Below are 17,807 nucleotides of genomic sequence, written 5' to 3' on the forward strand. Positions count from 1 at the left end.
GCTGGACGAAGAATCGAGCAGATCTCTGCGCAGCTCCGGGTCACCGAGCGCCGTTCACAACTGGAGGTGCCAGGCTCCAGGCGCCCAAAATGGGAGCTTCCCGCCGGACGGGAACATACTGGGACCATGCCTACGGACGCCCCGCTCGATCTCCTGCCCGATGCCCTTGCCCTGCCTGCTGACGGGGACCACCCCGTTCAGGGACTCCTCCTCGACGTCGACGGCCCCATCGCCAGTCCCGTGACGCGCACGGTGCCGCCCGGCATCATCTCGGACCTCCTCACTCTGGCCTCCGCGGGCTGGCCCATCGTCTTCAACACGGGCCGCTCCGACCACTTCATCCGGACGCAGGTCATGGAGCCGATGCTCGCCGTCGGCATCCCCGCAGGGGTCACCTTCCACGCGATCTGCGAGAAGGGCGGTACCTGGTTCTCCTTCACCGCCGACGGCGCCGGGGAAGTCTTCGTCGACCGCGAGCTGGCGCTGCCCACCAGTTTCGCCGACGACATCCGCGACCTCGTGGAGGAGAAGTACGCGCACCTCATGTTCTTCGACGAGACGAAACTGTCCATGGTCTCCGTGGAGCAGTCGCTGGACGCAACGAATGCCGACTACCTCGAGGGCCAGCTGCGCTTCGACCTCGACGTGTTCGACGTCATGCACAGCCACGACATGGGCGCCCGGCGACTGGACCGCGAAGATCCCGACAGTACGGGGGAGATCGGGTACCGCATAGATCCGACCATCATCTCCACAGACATCGAATCGGTGCGCGTGGGCAAGGACCTCGGGGCGGAGCGTGCCCTCGAGCTGGTGACACCGCTGATGGAGCTTCCCCGCACCTGGCGGACCGTGGGTGACTCCCGCACCGACTACGCCATGGCCGACTACCTGCACGAACAGGGGCTCGACGTCGCGCACGTGGACGTCCGCCCTGCCGACGGCGTCCCCGACAAACCGTACGAGGTACTCACCGAGGGTCCGCTCGTCCACGAGGAGGCAGGCGCGGCATTCCTCGCCCGGTGCGTCGCAGCGCTCTCGTGGAGTGCCGAGGCGAGCGGGGACATCACGCTGCGCTGAACGAGTGACGCGAGCGACACCGGGAACACATCCGGTCCAGCAGCGGTCCGACGCCGGAGCAAAGCGGTGGGCAGGCACGTTGGACAACAGGGAAGGCCCCGACGGCCGGCGCCACCCGTTTCGGCAGCGCATCGACCGGCCGCACGGCCGAGGACAGGACGGTCAACGGATGGGAATCATCGACAGGTGGAAGCTCCAGCTCCGCACCACCTTCACCGGCGGCGATCCGGACATTCCACAGTGGCAGTTCGAGTTCGGGGAAGGCGACGACCTCGGCTACTTCCCTCTCGGCTCGGCAGTATGGACCGTGCACAGCTCGATGACCCCGACGGTCGCGGGCATCCGTGCGCTCCTGCTCCAGGCCCTGCATCCGGGCGCCATGGCCGGCGTCCATGAGCACTCGAGCTTCCGGGAGGAACCGCTCGGCCGGCTCGCCAACACCATCCGGTGGATCTTCACGGTGACGTACGGGTCGAAGGTGGCGGCGCAGCAGGGCTCGGCCTTCGTGCAGCGCCTGCACACCAGGGTCAACGGCAGCTACACGGACAGCCGTGGTGTGGGGAGACCCTACTCGGCAGCGGATCCCGAGCTCGTCAGGTGGGTGCATCTGGCCTTCACCGACGCCTTCGTGGCAGCTCATAAGGCCTATGGCGGGCCGATACCCGGCGGAGTGGATGCGTACGTGGCCGAGTGGGCGGCGGCCGGGGAGCTCATGGGGCTCGACGACCCGCCCCGGTCGGAGGCCGGGTTGAGGGAGCAGCTGGCAACGTTCGACGGCGAGCTGACGAACAGCGCTCAGGTACAGGAGACGCTGGCGTACATCCGCCACCCGCCCCTCCCACGCTCGCAGCGCCTCGGATACCGGATCCTGTTCGCGGGCGCCGTTGCGACCCTCGAGCCGAGGCACCGCGAGATGCTCGGGCTCACAGTTCCCTCCCTCGGGCCGTTCCCCTTGCCGATCCGTACGGCTGTGCGACTGGTCCTCGGGGTGATCCGGTCGGGTCTGGGTCCGGAGAGCCCGTCGGAGGCGGCTGCGAAGAAGCGGATCAGCCGGCTCCGTGGCGCCACGACGGCGTGAAACAGGAAGGACCCCGGCCGCATGGCCGGGGTCCTTCCTCTGGTGCTACGGCGGAGGATGGGGGATTTGAACCCCCGAGGGCGTGAACCCAACACGCGTTCCAGGCGTGCGCCATAGGCCGCTAGGCGAATCCTCCTCGTTCGGAGCAGCTCCCAGAATACCCGTACAACCGGATCCTGCCGAATCACCGCCCCGGTACTCCCGGTCGATTCGAGGGCCGCGCGGGCGACTGTGTAGACTATTTCCCGGCCCCTCATGTGGTGTCACCCTGTGAACTCCCCCAGGACCGGAAGGTAGCAAGGGTAAGCGGGCTCTGGCAGGTGCATGAGGGGTCTTCGCTTTAACCCTTTCAACGGCTGGCAACAGGAGGTCGAACGGTGACAGAGATGGGCGCCGGCCGGTTCGCGCCGAGCCCCTCCGGCCCGCTCCACGTCGGCAATCTGCGCACCGCCGTCCTCGCCTGGCTCTTCGCCCGATCGACCGATCGACGCTTCCTCATCCGGGTCGAGGACCTCGACCGCGTGCGCGCCGGAGCCGAGGCGATCCAGCTGACCGAGCTCGCTGCGCTGGGACTGACCTCCGACTCCCCGGTCATCCGCCAGAGCGAGCAGGCCGACCGCTACGACCGTGCCCTGGAGCAGATGCAGAGTCAGGACCTGGTGTACGAGTGCTTCTGCACCCGCCGCGACATTGCCGAGGCCGCAGCTGCCCCCCACGCGGACCCCGGTCTCTACCCCGGCACGTGCCGCAATCTGAGCGACGGCGAGAGAGCACGACGGCGGGCAGAGCGGCCACCCGCCCTCCGCCTGCGCGCCGCCGTCGAGACCTGGGCCGTGGACGACGTACTGGCAGGGCGCTTCCGGGCGCCGGTCGACGACGTCGTGCTGCGACGCAACGACGGCGTGATCTCCTACAATCTCGCCGTCGTCGTGGACGATGCCGCCCAGGGCATCGATCAGGTGGTGCGGGGTGATGACCTGCTCGCATCAGCTCCTCGCCAGGCGTACCTGGCGTCGCTGCTCGGACTTCCGATCCCCACCTATGCCCATGTGCCCCTCGCGCTCGCTCCGCAGGGACGGCGTCTGGCGAAGCGTGACGGCGCTGTGACGCTGGAGGACCTCGCCGATCTGGGCCACCCGCCGTCGACCGTGCTGGCGGTGATCCTGCGCTCCCTCGGTCTTCCCGGCAGCTCCCTGGCCGCGGCGCTCGAGGCCTTCGAACCGACTCTGGTGCCGCGCGATCCCTGGATCGTGGACCCGGAGAAGCTATTGTCCACCATCCTGGACGCAGCACCCCAACAATCAGCCTCAACCGATAAGGTTCATCCGTGAGTACAGCCCTCTACCGTCGTTATCGTCCCGAGACCTTCGCGGACGTCATCGGTCAGGAGCACGTCACCGATCCCCTGATGGCTGCCATCGACAAGGATCGCATCAACCACGCCTACCTGTTCTCCGGGCCGCGCGGGTGCGGCAAGACGACGTCGGCCCGTATCCTCGCCCGCTGCCTGAACTGCGCCCAGGGCCCGACGTCGACCCCGTGCGGTGTCTGCGACAGCTGCGTGGGGCTCGCCCGCGACGGCTCCGGCACGCTCGACGTCATCGAGATCGACGCCGCCAGCCACGGCGGCGTCGACGACGCGCGTGATCTCCGCGAGCGCGCCACCTTCGCCCCGGTGCGCGACCGCTTCAAGATCTTCATCATCGACGAGGCCCACATGGTCACGTCCGCAGGCTTCAACGCGCTGCTGAAGATCGTGGAGGAGCCGCCGGAGCACATCCTCTTCATCTTCGCGACCACCGAGCCCGACAAGGTGATCGGGACCATCCGCTCGCGCACGCACCACTACCCGTTCCGCCTGGTGCCCCCCGAACCGCTCATGGCCTACCTCGATCTGCTCTGCCGGCAGGAGAACGTGCCGGTGGCGCCCGGGGTGCTCTCGCTCGTCGTCCGGGCCGGAGGCGGTTCGGTCCGCGACTCGCTCTCCGTGCTCGATCAGCTCATGGCCGGCGCCGGCGAGAACGGGCTCGACTACGAGCTCGCCGTCTCCCTCCTCGGGTACACGCACGCGGCACTCCTGGACGACGTCGTCGACTCCATGGCCGCCGGTGACGCCGGGACGGTCTTCAACGCCGTCGATCGCGTCATCCAGACCGGACATGATCCGCGCCGGTTCGTGGAGGATCTGCTCGAGCGCTTCCGCGACCTGATCGTCATCAACGCCGTGCCCGAGGGCGCCGCGTCGATCCTCCGCGGGGTCCCCGACGACCAGCTGAACCGCATGCGCACCCAGGCCAACCAGCTCGGCGCCGGTGAACTCTCGCGCGCCGCCGACGTCACGAACACCGCCCTGACCGAGATGACCGGTGCCACCTCGCCGCGGCTGCACCTCGAACTGCTGTGCGCCCGGCTGCTCCTGCCGGCGTCTGATGCCTCGGTGCGGGGAACCCTGGCCCGCGTGGACCGGATCGAGCGCCGGCTCGAGTACGCCGGTGGGGCTCCGGCCGTCGATTCCGTCGCCGACGGCGTCGTCGACCCGGGAGCCGAGCCGGCCTCCGCGCCGGAGGGGACCGTGCGGCCTGCGGAACGGTCCCGGCTCGACGGCGTGCCCCGGAACGCCGAGGAGGCCGCCGCCCAGTGGTCCCTGCCCACATCCACCCCGGACCCGCATGCTCCCGCCGTGCCCTCTGCTGCACGGACCGGCTCACCCACGCCGGCCGACGCATCGGCAGACTGGGGTGCGAGCTGGGGAGTCTCCACCGATGCCGGATTCTCCGGACAGGCGTCCTCGGGCGCGGACCGTCCCGCGGCGCCCGCCGACGGCGATACGGCCGCTGGTGCGGCAGGACGCTCCGATGCGGACCGTCCTGCTGGGGCGTCGACGGCAGGTGACCCTTCCGGCAGCGACCGGGCCACCGAAGTCGGCAATGCGCACACCCCGTCCGAGGTGACTGACGCTTCCAGCGATCCCGTGGCACCCCCGTCGGACGGCTCTTCCGGCTCGGACCACCCCGGCCCGACATCCGGACCCTCCGGCGCAGACCGGACCGATGTCCCTGAATCCGCACACGCTGTGCCCCGCGGCTCGGATCGATCGTCCGGCGACGCCGAAGCGCCCGCCGCCCGAGAGCACCGGGCCGCCCAGCAGGATACCCCCGTCTCGGATCATGTTCCCGCGCCGTCCGAGTCCGACAGGTCGGCCCCACGCTCGGGCAATCCGGTAGCCCGGTCCTCCGCGCCCGGGGAACGACGTCCCTCCCCCCAGGGAGCAGCACCTCCGCAGACCACGCCGAGCCCGGAATCACAGCAGCAGGCCGCACCGGCTCCGGGGACGCCGCCCAGACAGGGGCATGCCTCGAGCGAGAACATCGAGATGATCCGCCGCGCCTGGCCGGAGATCATGGACGAGGTTGCGGGGATCAAGCGTGCCACCTGGCTGATCGTGAATGTCTCGGCGGCGCCACGCTCCTTCGACGGCAACCGCCTGGTTCTCGCCTTTGCGAACCAGGGCAACGCCATCGGGTTCCAGCGCGGACCGCACATGGACAACGTGAGACAGGCCATCCACAAGGTTCTGGGCCTCACCTGTTCGATCGAGGTAGTGCACGATCCCGGCGGAGCAGGTGGGGCAGACCCAAAAGCACCAGCCGGCCCGCCGGCCTCAACCAGTAACCAGCGCCCTGCAGCGACGCCGTCAGCACGGCGCCCGAGCACAGCCTCCGTGCCCGATGCCGGGCAGCAGCGGCAGCCGGTCCGCCAGGACGACGCCGGCGCTGCCGAGGGTGCGCAGCGTCAACAACCACTCCGTCCGGACGTTTCCTCGACGGACGAATCGGCGCAGCGCCGGCAGCCCTCCCCTCCGGGTCCTGCCCCGACGACCGGACCTTCCCACCGCCGGCAGCCCTCCCCTCCTGAACCGGTCGGGCGCGCGAATCAGTCTGCTGACCCGCGCCCCAGGTCTTCCGAGGGCAGCGGGTCTTCCGAGGGCAGCAGCTCGGAGGAGCTCAGAACCCCGTCCTCACAGAGCTCGGATGATGGCCCCCGCGGCGTTGGCGATGCAGGAGCGCGCAAAGCGACAGGATCAGTCGAGCAACCGGTCAGTGCATGGGATCCGACCACGGCCGATGACTCATGGGCGCTCGTCGAGCCCCCCGAGGAGGCCTTCGATCCCGGGGCCGAATGGGGTTCCGTACCGGATGATCCGTTCGAGGGCCGCCCCGGCGCGCCCGGTGGCGAGCGGCGGACCGGGCGTGAAGCGCCAGCCTTGGCACCCGGTGATCAACCGGTGTCCGCGGGCCATGACTCCCGCTCCGTCGTGTGGAGTCCGCCGGTGTCTCCTGCGCCGGAGCGACACGTGTCGAACGGTGCGGCCCAGCAGGAGCGCCCTGGCTCCGTTGGTCATAAACCGGTCAGCCGCTATCAGCAGTTGCTCGACCAGGCCCAGCGCAACGTGGCAGAGGACACGGCCGCGACGGGAAGCGCCGTCGGCCCCCGCTTCGTCGAGGACGAACCCAGCGCCGACGATGAGACCCTCGAGGAGTCCGGATTGGTAGGACGTGCTGCGATCGAGCGGATCCTGAACGGGCGTCTGATCGAGGAGCGGGCGCACGACAACCAGTAGAAACGTATGCTCCATCCCGCCGTCCGACGCTCGTGGCATAACCGCGCCGCTCCGGACCAGCGGTGTCCCCAGCAGGGCGGACAATGGAGGCGGGGCATCATTCACGTAGCTGTTCGTGCGCGGGGCGACCAGGCAGCAGGCCGGGAACCGGCACAGGACCAGGACACCTACACCACCGTAGAAGAGGGAGCACCGTGTACGAAGGCGCAGTCCAGGAGCTGATCGACGAGCTCGGACGCCTGCCAGGGGTGGGGCCGAAGTCTGCCCAGCGCCTCGCATTCCACATCCTCGAGGCGGACGGCGAGGACATGGCCAGGCTCGTCACCGCCATCACCACGGTGAAGGATCGGGTGAAGTTCTGCATCGTCTGCGGCAATGTCGCGGAGCAGGAACGCTGCGCCATCTGCAGGGACCCTCGCCGCGACCCGAGCATGATCTGCGTCGTCGAGGAGTCCAAGGACGTGATCGCCGTCGAACGCACCCGCTCCTTCCGCGGTAGATACCACGTGCTCGGCGGAGCCATCAATCCGATCGCCGGAGTGGGACCGGATCAACTGCGTATCCGCGAACTACTCGCACGCCTCTCGGACGAGCAGGTCCAGGAGATCATCATCGCCACCGATCCCAATCTCGAGGGTGAAGCGACGGCGACCTACCTCGTGCGCATGCTCAAGACCATCGGGATCCCGGTGACCCGACTCGCCTCCGGGCTACCGGTGGGCGGGGACCTCGAATACGCGGACGAGGTGACCCTCGGGCGCGCTTTCGAGGGCCGTCGGGCGATGACGTGACAACCGGCTGGCAGGCGGTCATGCCCGGTACCACCGGACGCTAGGCGATCCGCGTGCCCCTGGCCAGGCGCCTCGCCGGCATGGTGAGCCGGCGTCGCCCGACCAGCAGGAGCACACCGGCGAGGACTACCTGGATGCCGAGCCCCAACGGCCAGATGGGGGTCTGCTGGGAAATCGGCATGAAGGCTGCCTCGGCTTCCTCGCACGTGACGTCCAGGTCCGGTCCTTCCTGCGCAGCACGCACGAGCTGGCTCGCCATCTCCATGACGCCGGGTGAGTAGTAGTTCCCCACGTACCCGAAGGAGTCCGGTTCGTCGTCGAACGTTGAGGGGTCCGGCAGGTCGTACGGCACAGCATCGGCCACCACCACGAAAGGGTTCGCCGCGAGGAGCCAGGCAATGTACTCCGTGTGGACCACCGGTGCCACGTAGGTCTGGGTGGTGCACTCGCGTTCTGCGTCCGGGTCGATCATCCCGTCGTCCTGGAAGGCGGACTGGGGATAGTCGTAGTACGACGTCGTCGTCGTCTCCTCCTCCGTCACCAGCGCACTGCTCAGACCGAAGACGATCAGCGTCCCGACCGTGAGCAGCGCCACCACCATGTAGGTGCTGACGATCGAGAACAGTGGCCTGTCAGCGAGTGCGGAGATGCCGACGCCGATGGCGCAGAGAACTCCGAGCTCGACGGCGAGCATGAGCAGGGAGACGAGGGCTTCGGACACGTCCACTCCGCCGAGGGTCAGGGCCCAGAAGATGAACGGGGCGCTGAGGACGAGGAATGCGAGGGATCCCACCCAGGACGCCAGCCATTTGCCCAGGAGCAGTTGGCCCGGACTCAGGAGTGTCACCTGCAGGATGGCCAGTGTTCCACCGGCACGGTCTCCGTTGACGGCGTTGGCCGAGAGGCCGGGAGCTACGAGCAACCCGAAGAACAGGACGAAACCGACGATGAGATCGAACAGGATCCCGCCCTCGTTGCCCGCAGGGTCGAGCGTCCCGAGCCCGAGCACGAAGATGACACCGATGACGACGAACCAGATACCGAGCATCCAGTACCAGGCCCTGCCTCGCAGGCGCTGCCTCATCTCGAGCGAGAAGACGCTTCGGACCGCCGCCCCGTGGGACAGCCGGGTGGCTGCCCGGACCGGCTGCGGCGTCGATGGTTCGGTCACCGTGCTCATAGTCTGTCCGTATCCAGGCTCATGTAGGTTTCCTCGAGTGCGCCTCCCGCGGGGGCGAAAGCCGTGATGACCACCTCGCCGAGCACCAGCGTGCGCAGGAGCCACGCTGCCTCTGCCGTGCTTCCGAGCTGGATGAGGAACTCCTCGCGTCGGGAATCCCCGCGCGTCTCGAAGCTCACCCCGTAGCTGCCCAGCGCCGCTGCGAGCGCGGACATCGGCTCCGCGCGGACGTAGTAACGCCTGGTCTGGGTTCCGGCCTCGTCGAGGGTCTGATTCTTCACCGACCGCCCACGGTTGACGAACACGGCGCGGTCCGCGATCTCGTCGAGCTCGGAGAGAACATGGCTCGAGACGACGACGGTCTTGCCCTGGGCTGCCAGCGAACGCAGGAGCGACCTCAGTTCCACACGTGACCCCGGGTCCAGGCCCGACGCCGGTTCGTCCAGCAACAGCACCGCCGGGTCGTGGATCAGTGCACGGGCGAGGCTGAGCCGCTGCTGCTGACCCCGCGAGAGGACACGGGCCGGCTGCCGCCCGTACTCGGTGAGACTGACGGCGACGAGCAGCTCCTCCGCACGGGAGGTACGTGCCGCCTCGCTCATCCCGTACAGGGCACCCAGTGTCTTCAGCACCTCGAGTGCCGTCAGTGATTCCCAGACGCCGAGCGTGTCCGGCATCCATCCCACCCGACTGCGGACCTCGGACGGTTGGGCCGCGGGATCGAACCCCGCTACACGGACGGTTCCCTTGTCGGCGGCCAGCAGGCTTGCCAGGATGAGCATCAGGGTGGTCTTACCGGAGCCGTTGGGTCCGATCAGCGCGGTCACTTCTCCGGGCGGAGCCTGGAAATCGACATCGCGGACGGCCTGTACGGAGCCGAAACTCCGTGCAACTCCCTCGACAACGATTCCCCCGTTTTCGTCGGTCATGGTATGAGGGTATGCGATGCCGGCGTTCCTGAACCCTGATCGCCCGCATCATTTTCAGCGGCATGGCCCGTACACAATCCGACGCGAACTTCCGGTGCGTGTCGACGCCGCCGTACACTGGCACGGGCGCCGGACCGGAGCGGCCCCTGCTGTCCGTGGCGGCCGCGAAGGTCCCGCCGTCGTTCCCTATCAGTGAGTCAGTGCATGAGCCTCATAGTCCAGAAGTTCGGTGGGTCCTCGGTCTCCGACGCCGAGGGGATCAAGCGTGTTGCACGGCGCATCGTGGACACGCAGGCCGCCGGTCACGAAGTGGTGGTGGTGGTATCCGCCATGGGTGACAGCACGGACGAGCTCCTCGATCTGGCGGCCCAGGTGGGAACCGAGTCGTCGAGCGGGCGCGAGATGGACATGCTCCTCAGCGCCGGGGAGCGGATCTCGATGGCGTTGCTGGCCATGGCGATCAACGGCGTCGGCGCTTCGGCGCAGTCCTTCACGGGCTCCCAGGCCGGCATGATCACCGATGCCATCCACGGCAAGGCACGCATCATCGCCGTCTCCCCGCACCGGATCCGGACGGCGATAGAGAAGGGCGACGTCGCCATCGTCGCCGGGTTCCAGGGGATGAGCAGGGACAGCAACGACATCACGACCCTCGGTCGCGGCGGGTCCGACACCACCGCCGTGGCCCTTGCTGCGGCGCTCGGAGCCGATGTCTGCGAGATCTACACCGATGTGGACGGCGTCTACACGGCGGACCCGCGCGTGGTCGCCTCCGCACAGAAGATCGACACCATTTCGAGCCAGGAGATGCTCGAGATGGCGGCCTCGGGAGCGAAGATCCTGCATCTGCGCTGTGTCGAGTACGCTCGACGCTTCGGCGTTCCCGTCCATGTCCGCTCCTCCTACTCCCTCAACGAGGGCACCTGGGTTCTTCCGGGGCCGGACGACCAGATCACGATCGACGAGGGAGAACCCTTGGAACAGCCCATCATTTCCGGCGTTGCACACGACCGCTCCGAAGCGAAGGTCACCGTCGTCGGAGTTCCCGACATCCCCGGCAAGGCCGCGGAGATCTTCGGTATCGTCGCGGGCGCCAATACGAACATCGACATGATCGTCCAGAACATCTCGACGCACGGGTCCGGCCGCACCGACATCTCCTTCACCCTGCCCATGATCGACGGGTCCGCCGCTCTTGCCGCTCTGGCTTCGGCACAGGAACGCGTCGGTTTCGAGTCGGTGGACTACGACGAGAGGATCGGCAAGCTCTCTCTCATCGGTGCCGGTATGCGCTCGAACCCCGGGGTCTCCTACCGGTTCTTCCAGGCACTGTCCGACGCCGGGGTGAACGTCGACATGATCTCGACCTCGGAGATCCGCATCTCCGTGGTCACCGAGGCGGAGGCTCTCGACACCGCTGTGCGGGCAGTCCACTCCGCCTTCGAGCTCGACGGCGACGCGCCCGCCGTCGTACACGCCGGCACAGGGCGCTGACCCTGCCCTGACCCGGGCGCATGCGGGGTTGCGCCTCCTGCACCTCTTGCACCGCTCGCACCCAGCTCGATCCCACTCACGGGGCCCCAGCAGTGGGAGCGAGAGCTCAATCCCACCCCCGCAAGCCCACCAGTGGGATCGACGCCGACGCCACGACCGATCCCACGCCCGCAGCCCCAGCAGTGGGAGCGAGAGCCCTATCCCACCGCTCGAGAGCCACCAGGAGGATCGACGCCGACGCCACGACCGGATCCCACGCCCGCAGCCCTAGCAGTGGGATCGACCGAACGCATGCAGCCGAACGCGATACAGCAGGACTCGCAGCGCCGCGGACGCAAGAAGGCCGACGGATCGATGATCCGTCGGCCTTCTCATGCTGCTCAGTGAGCTGGTACTACCGGCTCACTGAGGTGTTACTTGTCGCCGGTCGGGGTGGTCGACTCCCGGGGACCCGTCAGCAGCTTGTCGGCCGGGTTGACGGAGGGAAGCTGGACCGAGGCCTCGCCGCTTCCGTCCACCACGACCGAGACGTAGGTGATTGCCGACGATCCCGCGTAGCTGACGCGGCCCACGTAGGAACCCTCCTCGAGTCCGGTCCAGCTGAGCGTCACCGTTCCCGTCCTGCCGTTGGCCAGCCGAAGCGGATTCGGCGTCAGCTTCGCGTTGTTCTCGTCGCCACCGAGGATCGCCGCATCGATGGTGCCGGTGACCGGCTTGCTGTCGACGCTGGAGTAGAGATTGGCGATGATGCGGTAGTCGCCCGGAGCCGGGTTCTCGAGTGTGATCGTCTCACTGGCGTTCGACGTGGCCACCTGGGTGACGGTACCGGCCGGCGTGACGAGGAACATGTCGAAGTCCGCACTCGGATCATCGGAGAGCACCGAGAACTTCGCCACCGGGGTGCCCTCGGGGACGGTGACGTCCTTGACGGCGTTGGAGGCGTTGTTCCCGTTGACCAGACCACCCGGTACGAGGCTGATGTCGGAGGTGTCGGCCTTCGACAGACCCTCGAGCGTCATCTTGATCGGGGCGTTGGTGCCCGAGGTGACGTCGAAGGTTCCGCTGCCATTGGCACCCTCCGAGGTGAAACCGACCTCGGCGGGGGCGTTGATGGCCTGGGGACGGACGGCCACAGGAGAGGTGACCTTCTTGCCCTGGCCTTCCCAGGTGAGCGAGCCCTTGGCGAACTCACCCGACGCCGCGCCCTGGTTCTCGAAGGAGACCTTGAACGTCCTGCTCTCCCCGGCTGCACTGAAGTTCAGGATCGACGGCGTGACCGTGACCTTCACTCCGGGCACGTTCGAGGTGGCGCGGTAGATGCCGGGCGTCACGGCGGTGACCGTACGGGTCACTTCGGTGCGTCCGGTCAGGTTACCGAGGGCGAAGGACGGCACGTTGGTGTCCTTCGCGGCGACGCCTTCGAGGCCCTCGATCCCGAGGTCGAGCCCGGTGCCCTGGATGAAGCGGAGGTAGTCCTCGGCATCCTGGTCGTAGATCAGACCCGGGCTGAGAACACTTGCCGGGTTGATGTGACCGGCGCCCACGGCCAGGACGTCGGTCTCGACGCCACCGGAGGCGGTCTTCAGCGGGTAGGCCGTGGTCATCATCGCGGACTTGACGGCGGCAGGCGACCAGTTCGGCTTCTGCCCGAGGACCAGGGCACCGAGACCCGCGACGTGCGGCGATGCCATGGAGGTTCCGGACAGGAACCCGAACTGCTCCCCGTCGGAACCGACGGTGGAGACGCCTGCGAGGACGGCGACGCCGGGAGCGGTGATGTCGGGCTTCAGGAGATCGGAGTCGGTGGCCAGCAAAGGACCGCGCGAGGAGAAGCCGGCGATCTGCGGGGTCGGAGGCAGCGGCTTCCCGGTGGTGTCCGTGGGCTTCAGGGCGACCTTGATCGACGGGTTCGCCGCGACCTTCGCCTTGAGCTCGAGGGATTCGGGGGCATTCACATGCACCGTGGGGATTGCATGCACATCGGTGTCCGTCGACGAATCGACCAGGTTCACCAGGATCATGCCGACGCCGCCCGCGCGAGCCACTTCGTCGCTCTTGTCGGTACGGGCGATGACTCCGCGGTCACACACGACGATCTTGCCGGCCACCTTCGCCCTGTCGAGGGTGTTGGGACCGCAGAGATTCGGGTTGGCTGCTCCCGCTGCGGCGACGTTGGCTGCGATGACGACCGGGCTGGCCGGCACGCCGCTGCGCATGATGGACGCGCCGCGGTACTTGGTGCCGTCGGAGAACTCCGCCGTGCCCTGGAGCTCGTAGCTGAACGTGCTGGCGGCGACAGTGGTCATCCACGGACCGCCGTGATTGACGGTGCTCGCGGTCGGGCCCGAGTTGCCGGCCGACGCCGCGACGAAGACGCCTGCGGAGGTCGCGGACAGGAAGGCGAGCGACACCGGGTCCGTCGTCGTCGTCGTGCTGCCCGAGATCGAGTAGTTCAGGACATCCACGCCGTCGAGGATGGCCTGGTTGATCGCGGCGATGGACGCGGAGGAGTAGCAACCGCCGGTATCAGGATTGGTGTCCTCCCAGCAGACCTTGTAGACGGAGATCTTCGCCTCGGGAGCCACGCCCGAGGACTTGCCGAAGCTGCGCCCCGCTGCCCGCTGCTCCACACCGGAGTTGCCGGCGGCGGTGCTCGCCGTGTGCGTGCCGTGATTGTCGATGTCGACCGGGGAGATGACCTCCTCGGGTGCGCGCTCCGCCGGCGGGACGTTGTCGAGGAAGGTGTCGGCGAAGTACCGGGCGGAGACGACCTTCGAGTTGCACAGGCTGCCGTCGAAGTCCTCACCGACCTGGCACTCGCCCTCGAAGGTGGTTCCGTCGCTCTTGAGCATGGCGATCGTGCCGTCCTCCGTGAGGTACGGCTCACCCACCGTCGGCTGCGTGTTGCCCTTGAGCGGCTTGACCTTCTTGCCCGCGAAGAAGGGGTTGTCCGGGGCGTAGCCGGTGTCGATTACGCCGACGACGGTTCCCTTGCCGGCGTTCTTCTTGCCGCCGAACTGGGTCTTCCATGCCCCGTTCTTGCCGTCGAGGCCGAGGAAGTCGATGCTCGAGTAGTCCGGTGCGTTCTCGACGTCGGGTGCCACGAGGAGCACGTCGTCGCTCTTGGCCAGCTGGACCGCCTGACTCGTGCTGAGATCAGCGGCGAAGCCGTTGATCGCCGCCGTGTAGGTGCGGGCGATCTCCACGTTCTCCTCGGCGGCGACGTCCTGCTGCTTCGCCTCGAGGAACTCCGAGTACTGCTGTACGTTCTCGGCTGTGGCGTCGACCTTCTCGCCCTCCTCCGGCTTGGTCGGGGCGATGCCCTCGACGCCGCCCTCGTAGGTGGCGATCGGCTTGTCGACGAGTACGACGATGTACTTGCCGTCGGGGTACTGCGCGGGGTCCAGTTCCTTGGCCGGTGCCTTCTGGGGCGTGACCGAGGTGGACGGAGTGGGCGCTGCGAGTGCAGCAGGTGCCACGGCGGTCGAGGTGACCAGTAGCGGCAGACCCAGAACGATCGCCGTAGCAGCACGCAGCGTGCCGCTGCCCTGCCCGGCTTTTCTCCGTTGTGTCATAAGAAGGTTGTGCCTCTCGTAAATGTGCGGGCCGGCCTGTGCCGTTCCCCCCGATGCCGCGGTCTCCTGGATAGGACCCCCTACCTGTGATGACGCTCACAGACGCCGCAGCGAGGACAAACTTACCCGAGGCAACACACCTTGACCAGACACCTCCGAAAGCAATTTCCAGATTCTTCCGAGGCTCTGTACGGGTGGCCTTGCGGGTGATAATGAGAAAATGCCCGATCACGAGGTCCGCCTGTCCGACGCCGAATGGCAGGACCGGAGGGATCGGCACAGCGAGCGCGTGAATCTTGTCGCTGCTCCGTACCTGGAAAGACGGTCGCGCGGGGCGAAGCATCCGGTGCAGGATTTCCTCTTCACCTACTACAGCCAGAAACCCGGCCAGCTCCTGCGATGGCACCCGGGCGCTGGAGTCGTCCTGCCGCACACTGCAGCGGCGGAGCGCGCCGACTGGAAGTACTACCGGGCGGACGACGACGGCGTCCGGGTCGATTCCCGGCGCTTCGTGCACGAGCGGCGTGAGGCCGTCGATTTCGCCCGGCTGATTCTCTCGCGCACAGCAGCACGCCCGGCGCAGTTCGGCTGCTTCGGACTCCACGAGTGGGCCATGGCGTACCGGTCCGCCGTCAACGGGGTACGCCACGAATATCTCCGGCTGCGCCTGGGGGCGACCGGAACCGACGACGTCGTCGATGGTGCCCGCCTGCGCTGTACCCACTTCGACGCATTCCGCTTCTACGCCCCCGAGGCGGAAGCCCTCAACGAGTACACGCCGACGCGGCAGACCCAGCGCGAGCTGGAACAGCCGGGCTGCCTGCACGCCAACATGGACCTGTACAAATGGGCGTACAAACTCACGCCGCTGCTGGCCAGCGAGCTCGTCATGGACTGCTTCGAGCTCTCCTGGCGCATCCGGGAGATGGACATGCGTGCATCTCCCTACGATCTCAGCGCCTGGGGATACCCGCCCATCAGGATCGAGACCGCCGCCGGCAAGGCCGAGTACGTGCGGCTGCAGCGTGGCTTCGCGGAGGAGTCGCAGCTACTGAGAATGCGCCTGCTCCATGATCTCGAGCAGGCTCTCGCCCCGGTCCGAGCCCGGCGCCGGCACGTGTGGTAGCTCTTGCCCGTTGTCCGGGTACCAGCCGCTAGGCTGGGAGCCCAGTCGAAGGGGACATCCATGACGAGTACCTCCAGGGTCACCGCAGCACCGCGGCCCCGCCGCGCGACGCGTGGTCTCGCGCTTTCGTTCCTCGCCCTGTCCCTCGTGCTCCCGGCGTGCACGCCGGGAGAGCCGACCACCGAACCGACAGAGACGGAGATCTCCGTGCAGCCATCCGCCGGCACCACTGACGAACCCGGAGCATCCGCATCACCGACGACAGGAGCGACCGCAGGCCCGACCCCGGGAGCGAGCACACCACCGACGGCCGGCGGCACCCCGCCGTCGTCCCCTACGGCGTCCGCCTCCGATGGAGCGGACCATGCCCTCCTGACCATCTCCATCAAACAGGACGCCTCCGCCGATCCGGTGCAGTACGTCCTCGAATGCGTCGACGGCGTGCCCGGTCCGGCGTCGACTCTTCCCGGCGCGCAGGCTGCCTGCGCGCGGATCGCCGCGCTCGGGCCGGACTTCTTCACCGCCCGGCCGGACAAGGACATCATCTGCACCCAGCAGTACGCCGGCCCGCAGACTGCCAGCATCACCGGGGACTTCAACGGCACCTCGGTGCTGGCCTCCTTCGCCCTGACGGACGGGTGCGAGATCTCACGCTGGAAGCAGGTCCAGGAACTCCTCGGGGCACCCGGAGCGCAGTAGTTCTCCGACGGGCCGGACCCTGACCGCCCGACCGGGCCCGCATCCGATTCCCGGTAGACTTGGGACGCAGGCTCGCACGGCGCCAGGGCCCACCGGCTTCGGCGCATCAGCGCTCCTGCATCGAGCGCTGGAGATACCCCAGCGCTTGCCGCTCACGCACAGGAGTTGCCGGATGCCCCGGATCGTCGTCGACGTCATGCCCAAGCCCGAGATCCTCGACCCGCAGGGCAAGGCCATAGCAGGGGCACTCCCCCGGATCGGCCTGACCGGGTTCGCCTCGGTGCGCCAGGGCAAGCGGTTCGAACTGTCGGTGGACGGTGAGGTCACCGAGCAGATCCTGGAGCAGGCCCACCAGGCCGCCGCAACGCTGCTGTCCAATCCCGTCATCGAGGACGTCACCCGCGTGGAGGTCATCGAGGAGGACGCGTCGTGACCAGCACGAGCATCGAGACACCGCTGATCGGCGATGTGCAGCCGAGCACCAGCGGCGACGCGGACGGTCCGCTCAGCGAGGTGAGGGTCGGCGTCGTGACGTTCCCCGGATCACTCGACGATCGCGACGCGATGCGCGCGGTCACGCTCGCCGGCGGCAGTGCGGTCCGGCTGTGGCACGGTGACCATGATCTGCAGGACGTGGACGCCGTCATCATCCCGGGTGGCTTCTCCTACGGGGACTACCTGCGCGCCGGCGCCATCTCCAGGTTCGCACCGCTCATGGAGCAGATCACGGCGGCGGCCTCGGGCGGTACGGATGCCCTACCCGTGCTGGGCATCTGCAACGGCTTCCAGGTCCTCACCGAGGCGCACCTGCTGCCCGGCTCCATGATCAAGAACAACCACCTCCATTTCCTCTGCCGCGACCAGCGGCTGCGCGTGGAGAACGCCGACACGCACTGGACCGGCGAGTACTGGGCCGGTGAGGAAGTGGTGATCCCGCTCAAGAACCAGGACGGGCAGTTCGTGGCCGACAACCGGACGCTCGACGAGCTCGAGGGTGAGGGTCGCGTGGTCTTCCGCTACGTCGACGAAAATCCCAACGGTTCGCGCCGCAACATCGCGGGAATCTCGAACACGGCCGGCAACGTCGTAGGCCTGATGCCCCACCCCGAGCACGCGGTGGAGGCCGGCTTCGGCCCCGACTCCTCGGCGCGCGAGGACGTAGGACTCAGGGGCGGTACGGACGGACTCGGTGTCTTCACGTCGGTCCTCAGGAAGCTGGTGGGCTAGATGACGG

At 67.9% G+C, this 17,807-nt stretch carries 13 protein-coding genes, 1 tRNA gene and 1 other RNA gene; 11 read left to right on the forward strand and 4 right to left on the reverse strand.

Annotated elements, in window-relative coordinates; all coding sequences use genetic code 11:
* Nucleotides 1-126: 126 nt before the first annotated feature.
* Both E8P82_RS10945 and E8P82_RS10950 read left to right on the forward strand, forming a co-directional pair.
* Entirely contained in the window at nucleotides 127-1,080 is a 954-nt protein-coding gene (locus E8P82_RS10945) for a Cof-type HAD-IIB family hydrolase (protein WP_246021272.1), read from the forward strand.
* A gap of 169 nt (nucleotides 1,081-1,249) precedes the next feature.
* Nucleotides 1,250-2,158 carry an oxygenase MpaB family protein gene (locus tag E8P82_RS10950; RefSeq protein WP_136454868.1) on the forward strand — a complete coding sequence of 303 codons (909 nt, stop codon included), beginning with the start codon at nucleotides 1,250-1,252 and terminating at the stop codon, nucleotides 2,156-2,158.
* 51 nt (nucleotides 2,159-2,209) lie between these two features.
* Here E8P82_RS10950 and E8P82_RS10955 read toward each other — a convergent pair.
* Nucleotides 2,210-2,294, reverse strand: a tRNA-Ser gene (locus E8P82_RS10955).
* Nucleotides 2,295-2,402: 108 nt separating this feature from the next.
* Here E8P82_RS10955 and ffs point away from each other — a divergent pair.
* The 4 genes from ffs (at nucleotide 2,403) to recR (ending at nucleotide 7,570) form a co-directional block, all read left to right on the forward strand.
* Nucleotides 2,403-2,498, forward strand: an RNA gene (ffs, locus tag E8P82_RS10960) — signal recognition particle sRNA small type.
* A gap of 46 nt (nucleotides 2,499-2,544) precedes the next feature.
* Nucleotides 2,545-3,489: a tRNA glutamyl-Q(34) synthetase GluQRS gene (gene gluQRS / locus E8P82_RS10965; protein ID WP_136455001.1), complete on the forward strand. Its 945-nt coding sequence runs from the start codon at nucleotides 2,545-2,547 to the stop codon at nucleotides 3,487-3,489.
* Nucleotides 3,486-6,779 carry a DNA polymerase III subunit gamma and tau gene (locus tag E8P82_RS10970; protein ID WP_136454869.1) on the forward strand — a complete coding sequence of 1,098 codons (3,294 nt, stop codon included), beginning with the start codon at nucleotides 3,486-3,488 and terminating at the stop codon, nucleotides 6,777-6,779. Before gluQRS ends, E8P82_RS10970 begins: the two co-directional genes overlap by 4 nt.
* A 194-nt stretch (nucleotides 6,780-6,973) precedes the next feature.
* Nucleotides 6,974-7,570 (forward strand): recombination mediator RecR, encoded by a 597-nt coding sequence (gene recR / locus E8P82_RS10975; protein ID WP_136454871.1) that lies wholly within the window; start codon nucleotides 6,974-6,976, stop codon nucleotides 7,568-7,570.
* A gap of 40 nt (nucleotides 7,571-7,610) precedes the next feature.
* Here recR and E8P82_RS10980 read toward each other — a convergent pair whose 3' ends face one another.
* Together E8P82_RS10980 and E8P82_RS10985 are read right to left on the reverse strand one after the other, a co-directional pair.
* Complete coding sequence (locus E8P82_RS10980) at nucleotides 7,611-8,750, reverse strand: ABC transporter permease (RefSeq protein ID WP_136454873.1); 1,140 nt, start codon at nucleotides 8,748-8,750, stop codon at nucleotides 7,611-7,613.
* Nucleotides 8,747-9,679: an ABC transporter ATP-binding protein gene (locus E8P82_RS10985; RefSeq protein ID WP_136454874.1), complete on the reverse strand. Its 933-nt coding sequence runs from the start codon at nucleotides 9,677-9,679 to the stop codon at nucleotides 8,747-8,749. Before E8P82_RS10985 ends, E8P82_RS10980 begins: the two co-directional genes overlap by 4 nt.
* Nucleotides 9,680-9,883: 204 nt before the next feature.
* Between E8P82_RS10985 and E8P82_RS10990 the strand changes: the two genes are divergently transcribed.
* A complete protein-coding gene (locus E8P82_RS10990) occupies nucleotides 9,884-11,173 on the forward strand; it encodes an aspartate kinase (RefSeq protein ID WP_136454876.1) in 1,290 nt (429 codons plus the stop codon).
* Nucleotides 11,174-11,586: 413 nt separating this feature from the next.
* Here E8P82_RS10990 and E8P82_RS15410 read toward each other — a convergent pair whose 3' ends face one another.
* On the reverse strand, nucleotides 11,587-14,748 hold the full coding sequence (locus E8P82_RS15410) for a S8 family peptidase (RefSeq protein ID WP_136454878.1): 3,162 nt from the start codon (nucleotides 14,746-14,748) through the stop codon (nucleotides 11,587-11,589).
* Nucleotides 14,749-14,968: 220 nt separating this feature from the next.
* Between E8P82_RS15410 and E8P82_RS11000 the strand changes: the two genes are divergently transcribed.
* The 4 genes from E8P82_RS11000 to purQ all read left to right on the forward strand — a co-directional run bounded on the left by E8P82_RS11000 (nucleotide 14,969) and on the right by purQ (nucleotide 17,800).
* Nucleotides 14,969-15,874: a 3-methyladenine DNA glycosylase gene (locus E8P82_RS11000; RefSeq protein ID WP_136454880.1), complete on the forward strand. Its 906-nt coding sequence runs from the start codon at nucleotides 14,969-14,971 to the stop codon at nucleotides 15,872-15,874.
* Between the two features lie 60 nt (nucleotides 15,875-15,934).
* Complete coding sequence (locus tag E8P82_RS11005) at nucleotides 15,935-16,573, forward strand: SSI family serine proteinase inhibitor (protein WP_136454881.1); 639 nt, start codon at nucleotides 15,935-15,937, stop codon at nucleotides 16,571-16,573.
* A gap of 172 nt (nucleotides 16,574-16,745) precedes the next feature.
* Complete coding sequence (purS, locus tag E8P82_RS11010; protein WP_136454883.1) at nucleotides 16,746-17,006, forward strand: phosphoribosylformylglycinamidine synthase subunit PurS; 261 nt, start codon at nucleotides 16,746-16,748, stop codon at nucleotides 17,004-17,006.
* Nucleotides 17,003-17,800, forward strand: coding sequence for a phosphoribosylformylglycinamidine synthase subunit PurQ (purQ, locus tag E8P82_RS11015; RefSeq protein ID WP_136454885.1), 798 nt, complete (start codon nucleotides 17,003-17,005; stop codon nucleotides 17,798-17,800). The genes purS and purQ overlap by 4 nt, the downstream gene beginning before the upstream one ends.
* The last annotated feature ends 7 nt before the right edge of the window (nucleotides 17,801-17,807 follow it).

It is taken from the genome of Arthrobacter echini (assembly GCF_004803505.1).
Classification (GTDB): Bacteria; Actinomycetota; Actinomycetes; order Actinomycetales; family Micrococcaceae; genus Arthrobacter_D; species Arthrobacter_D echini.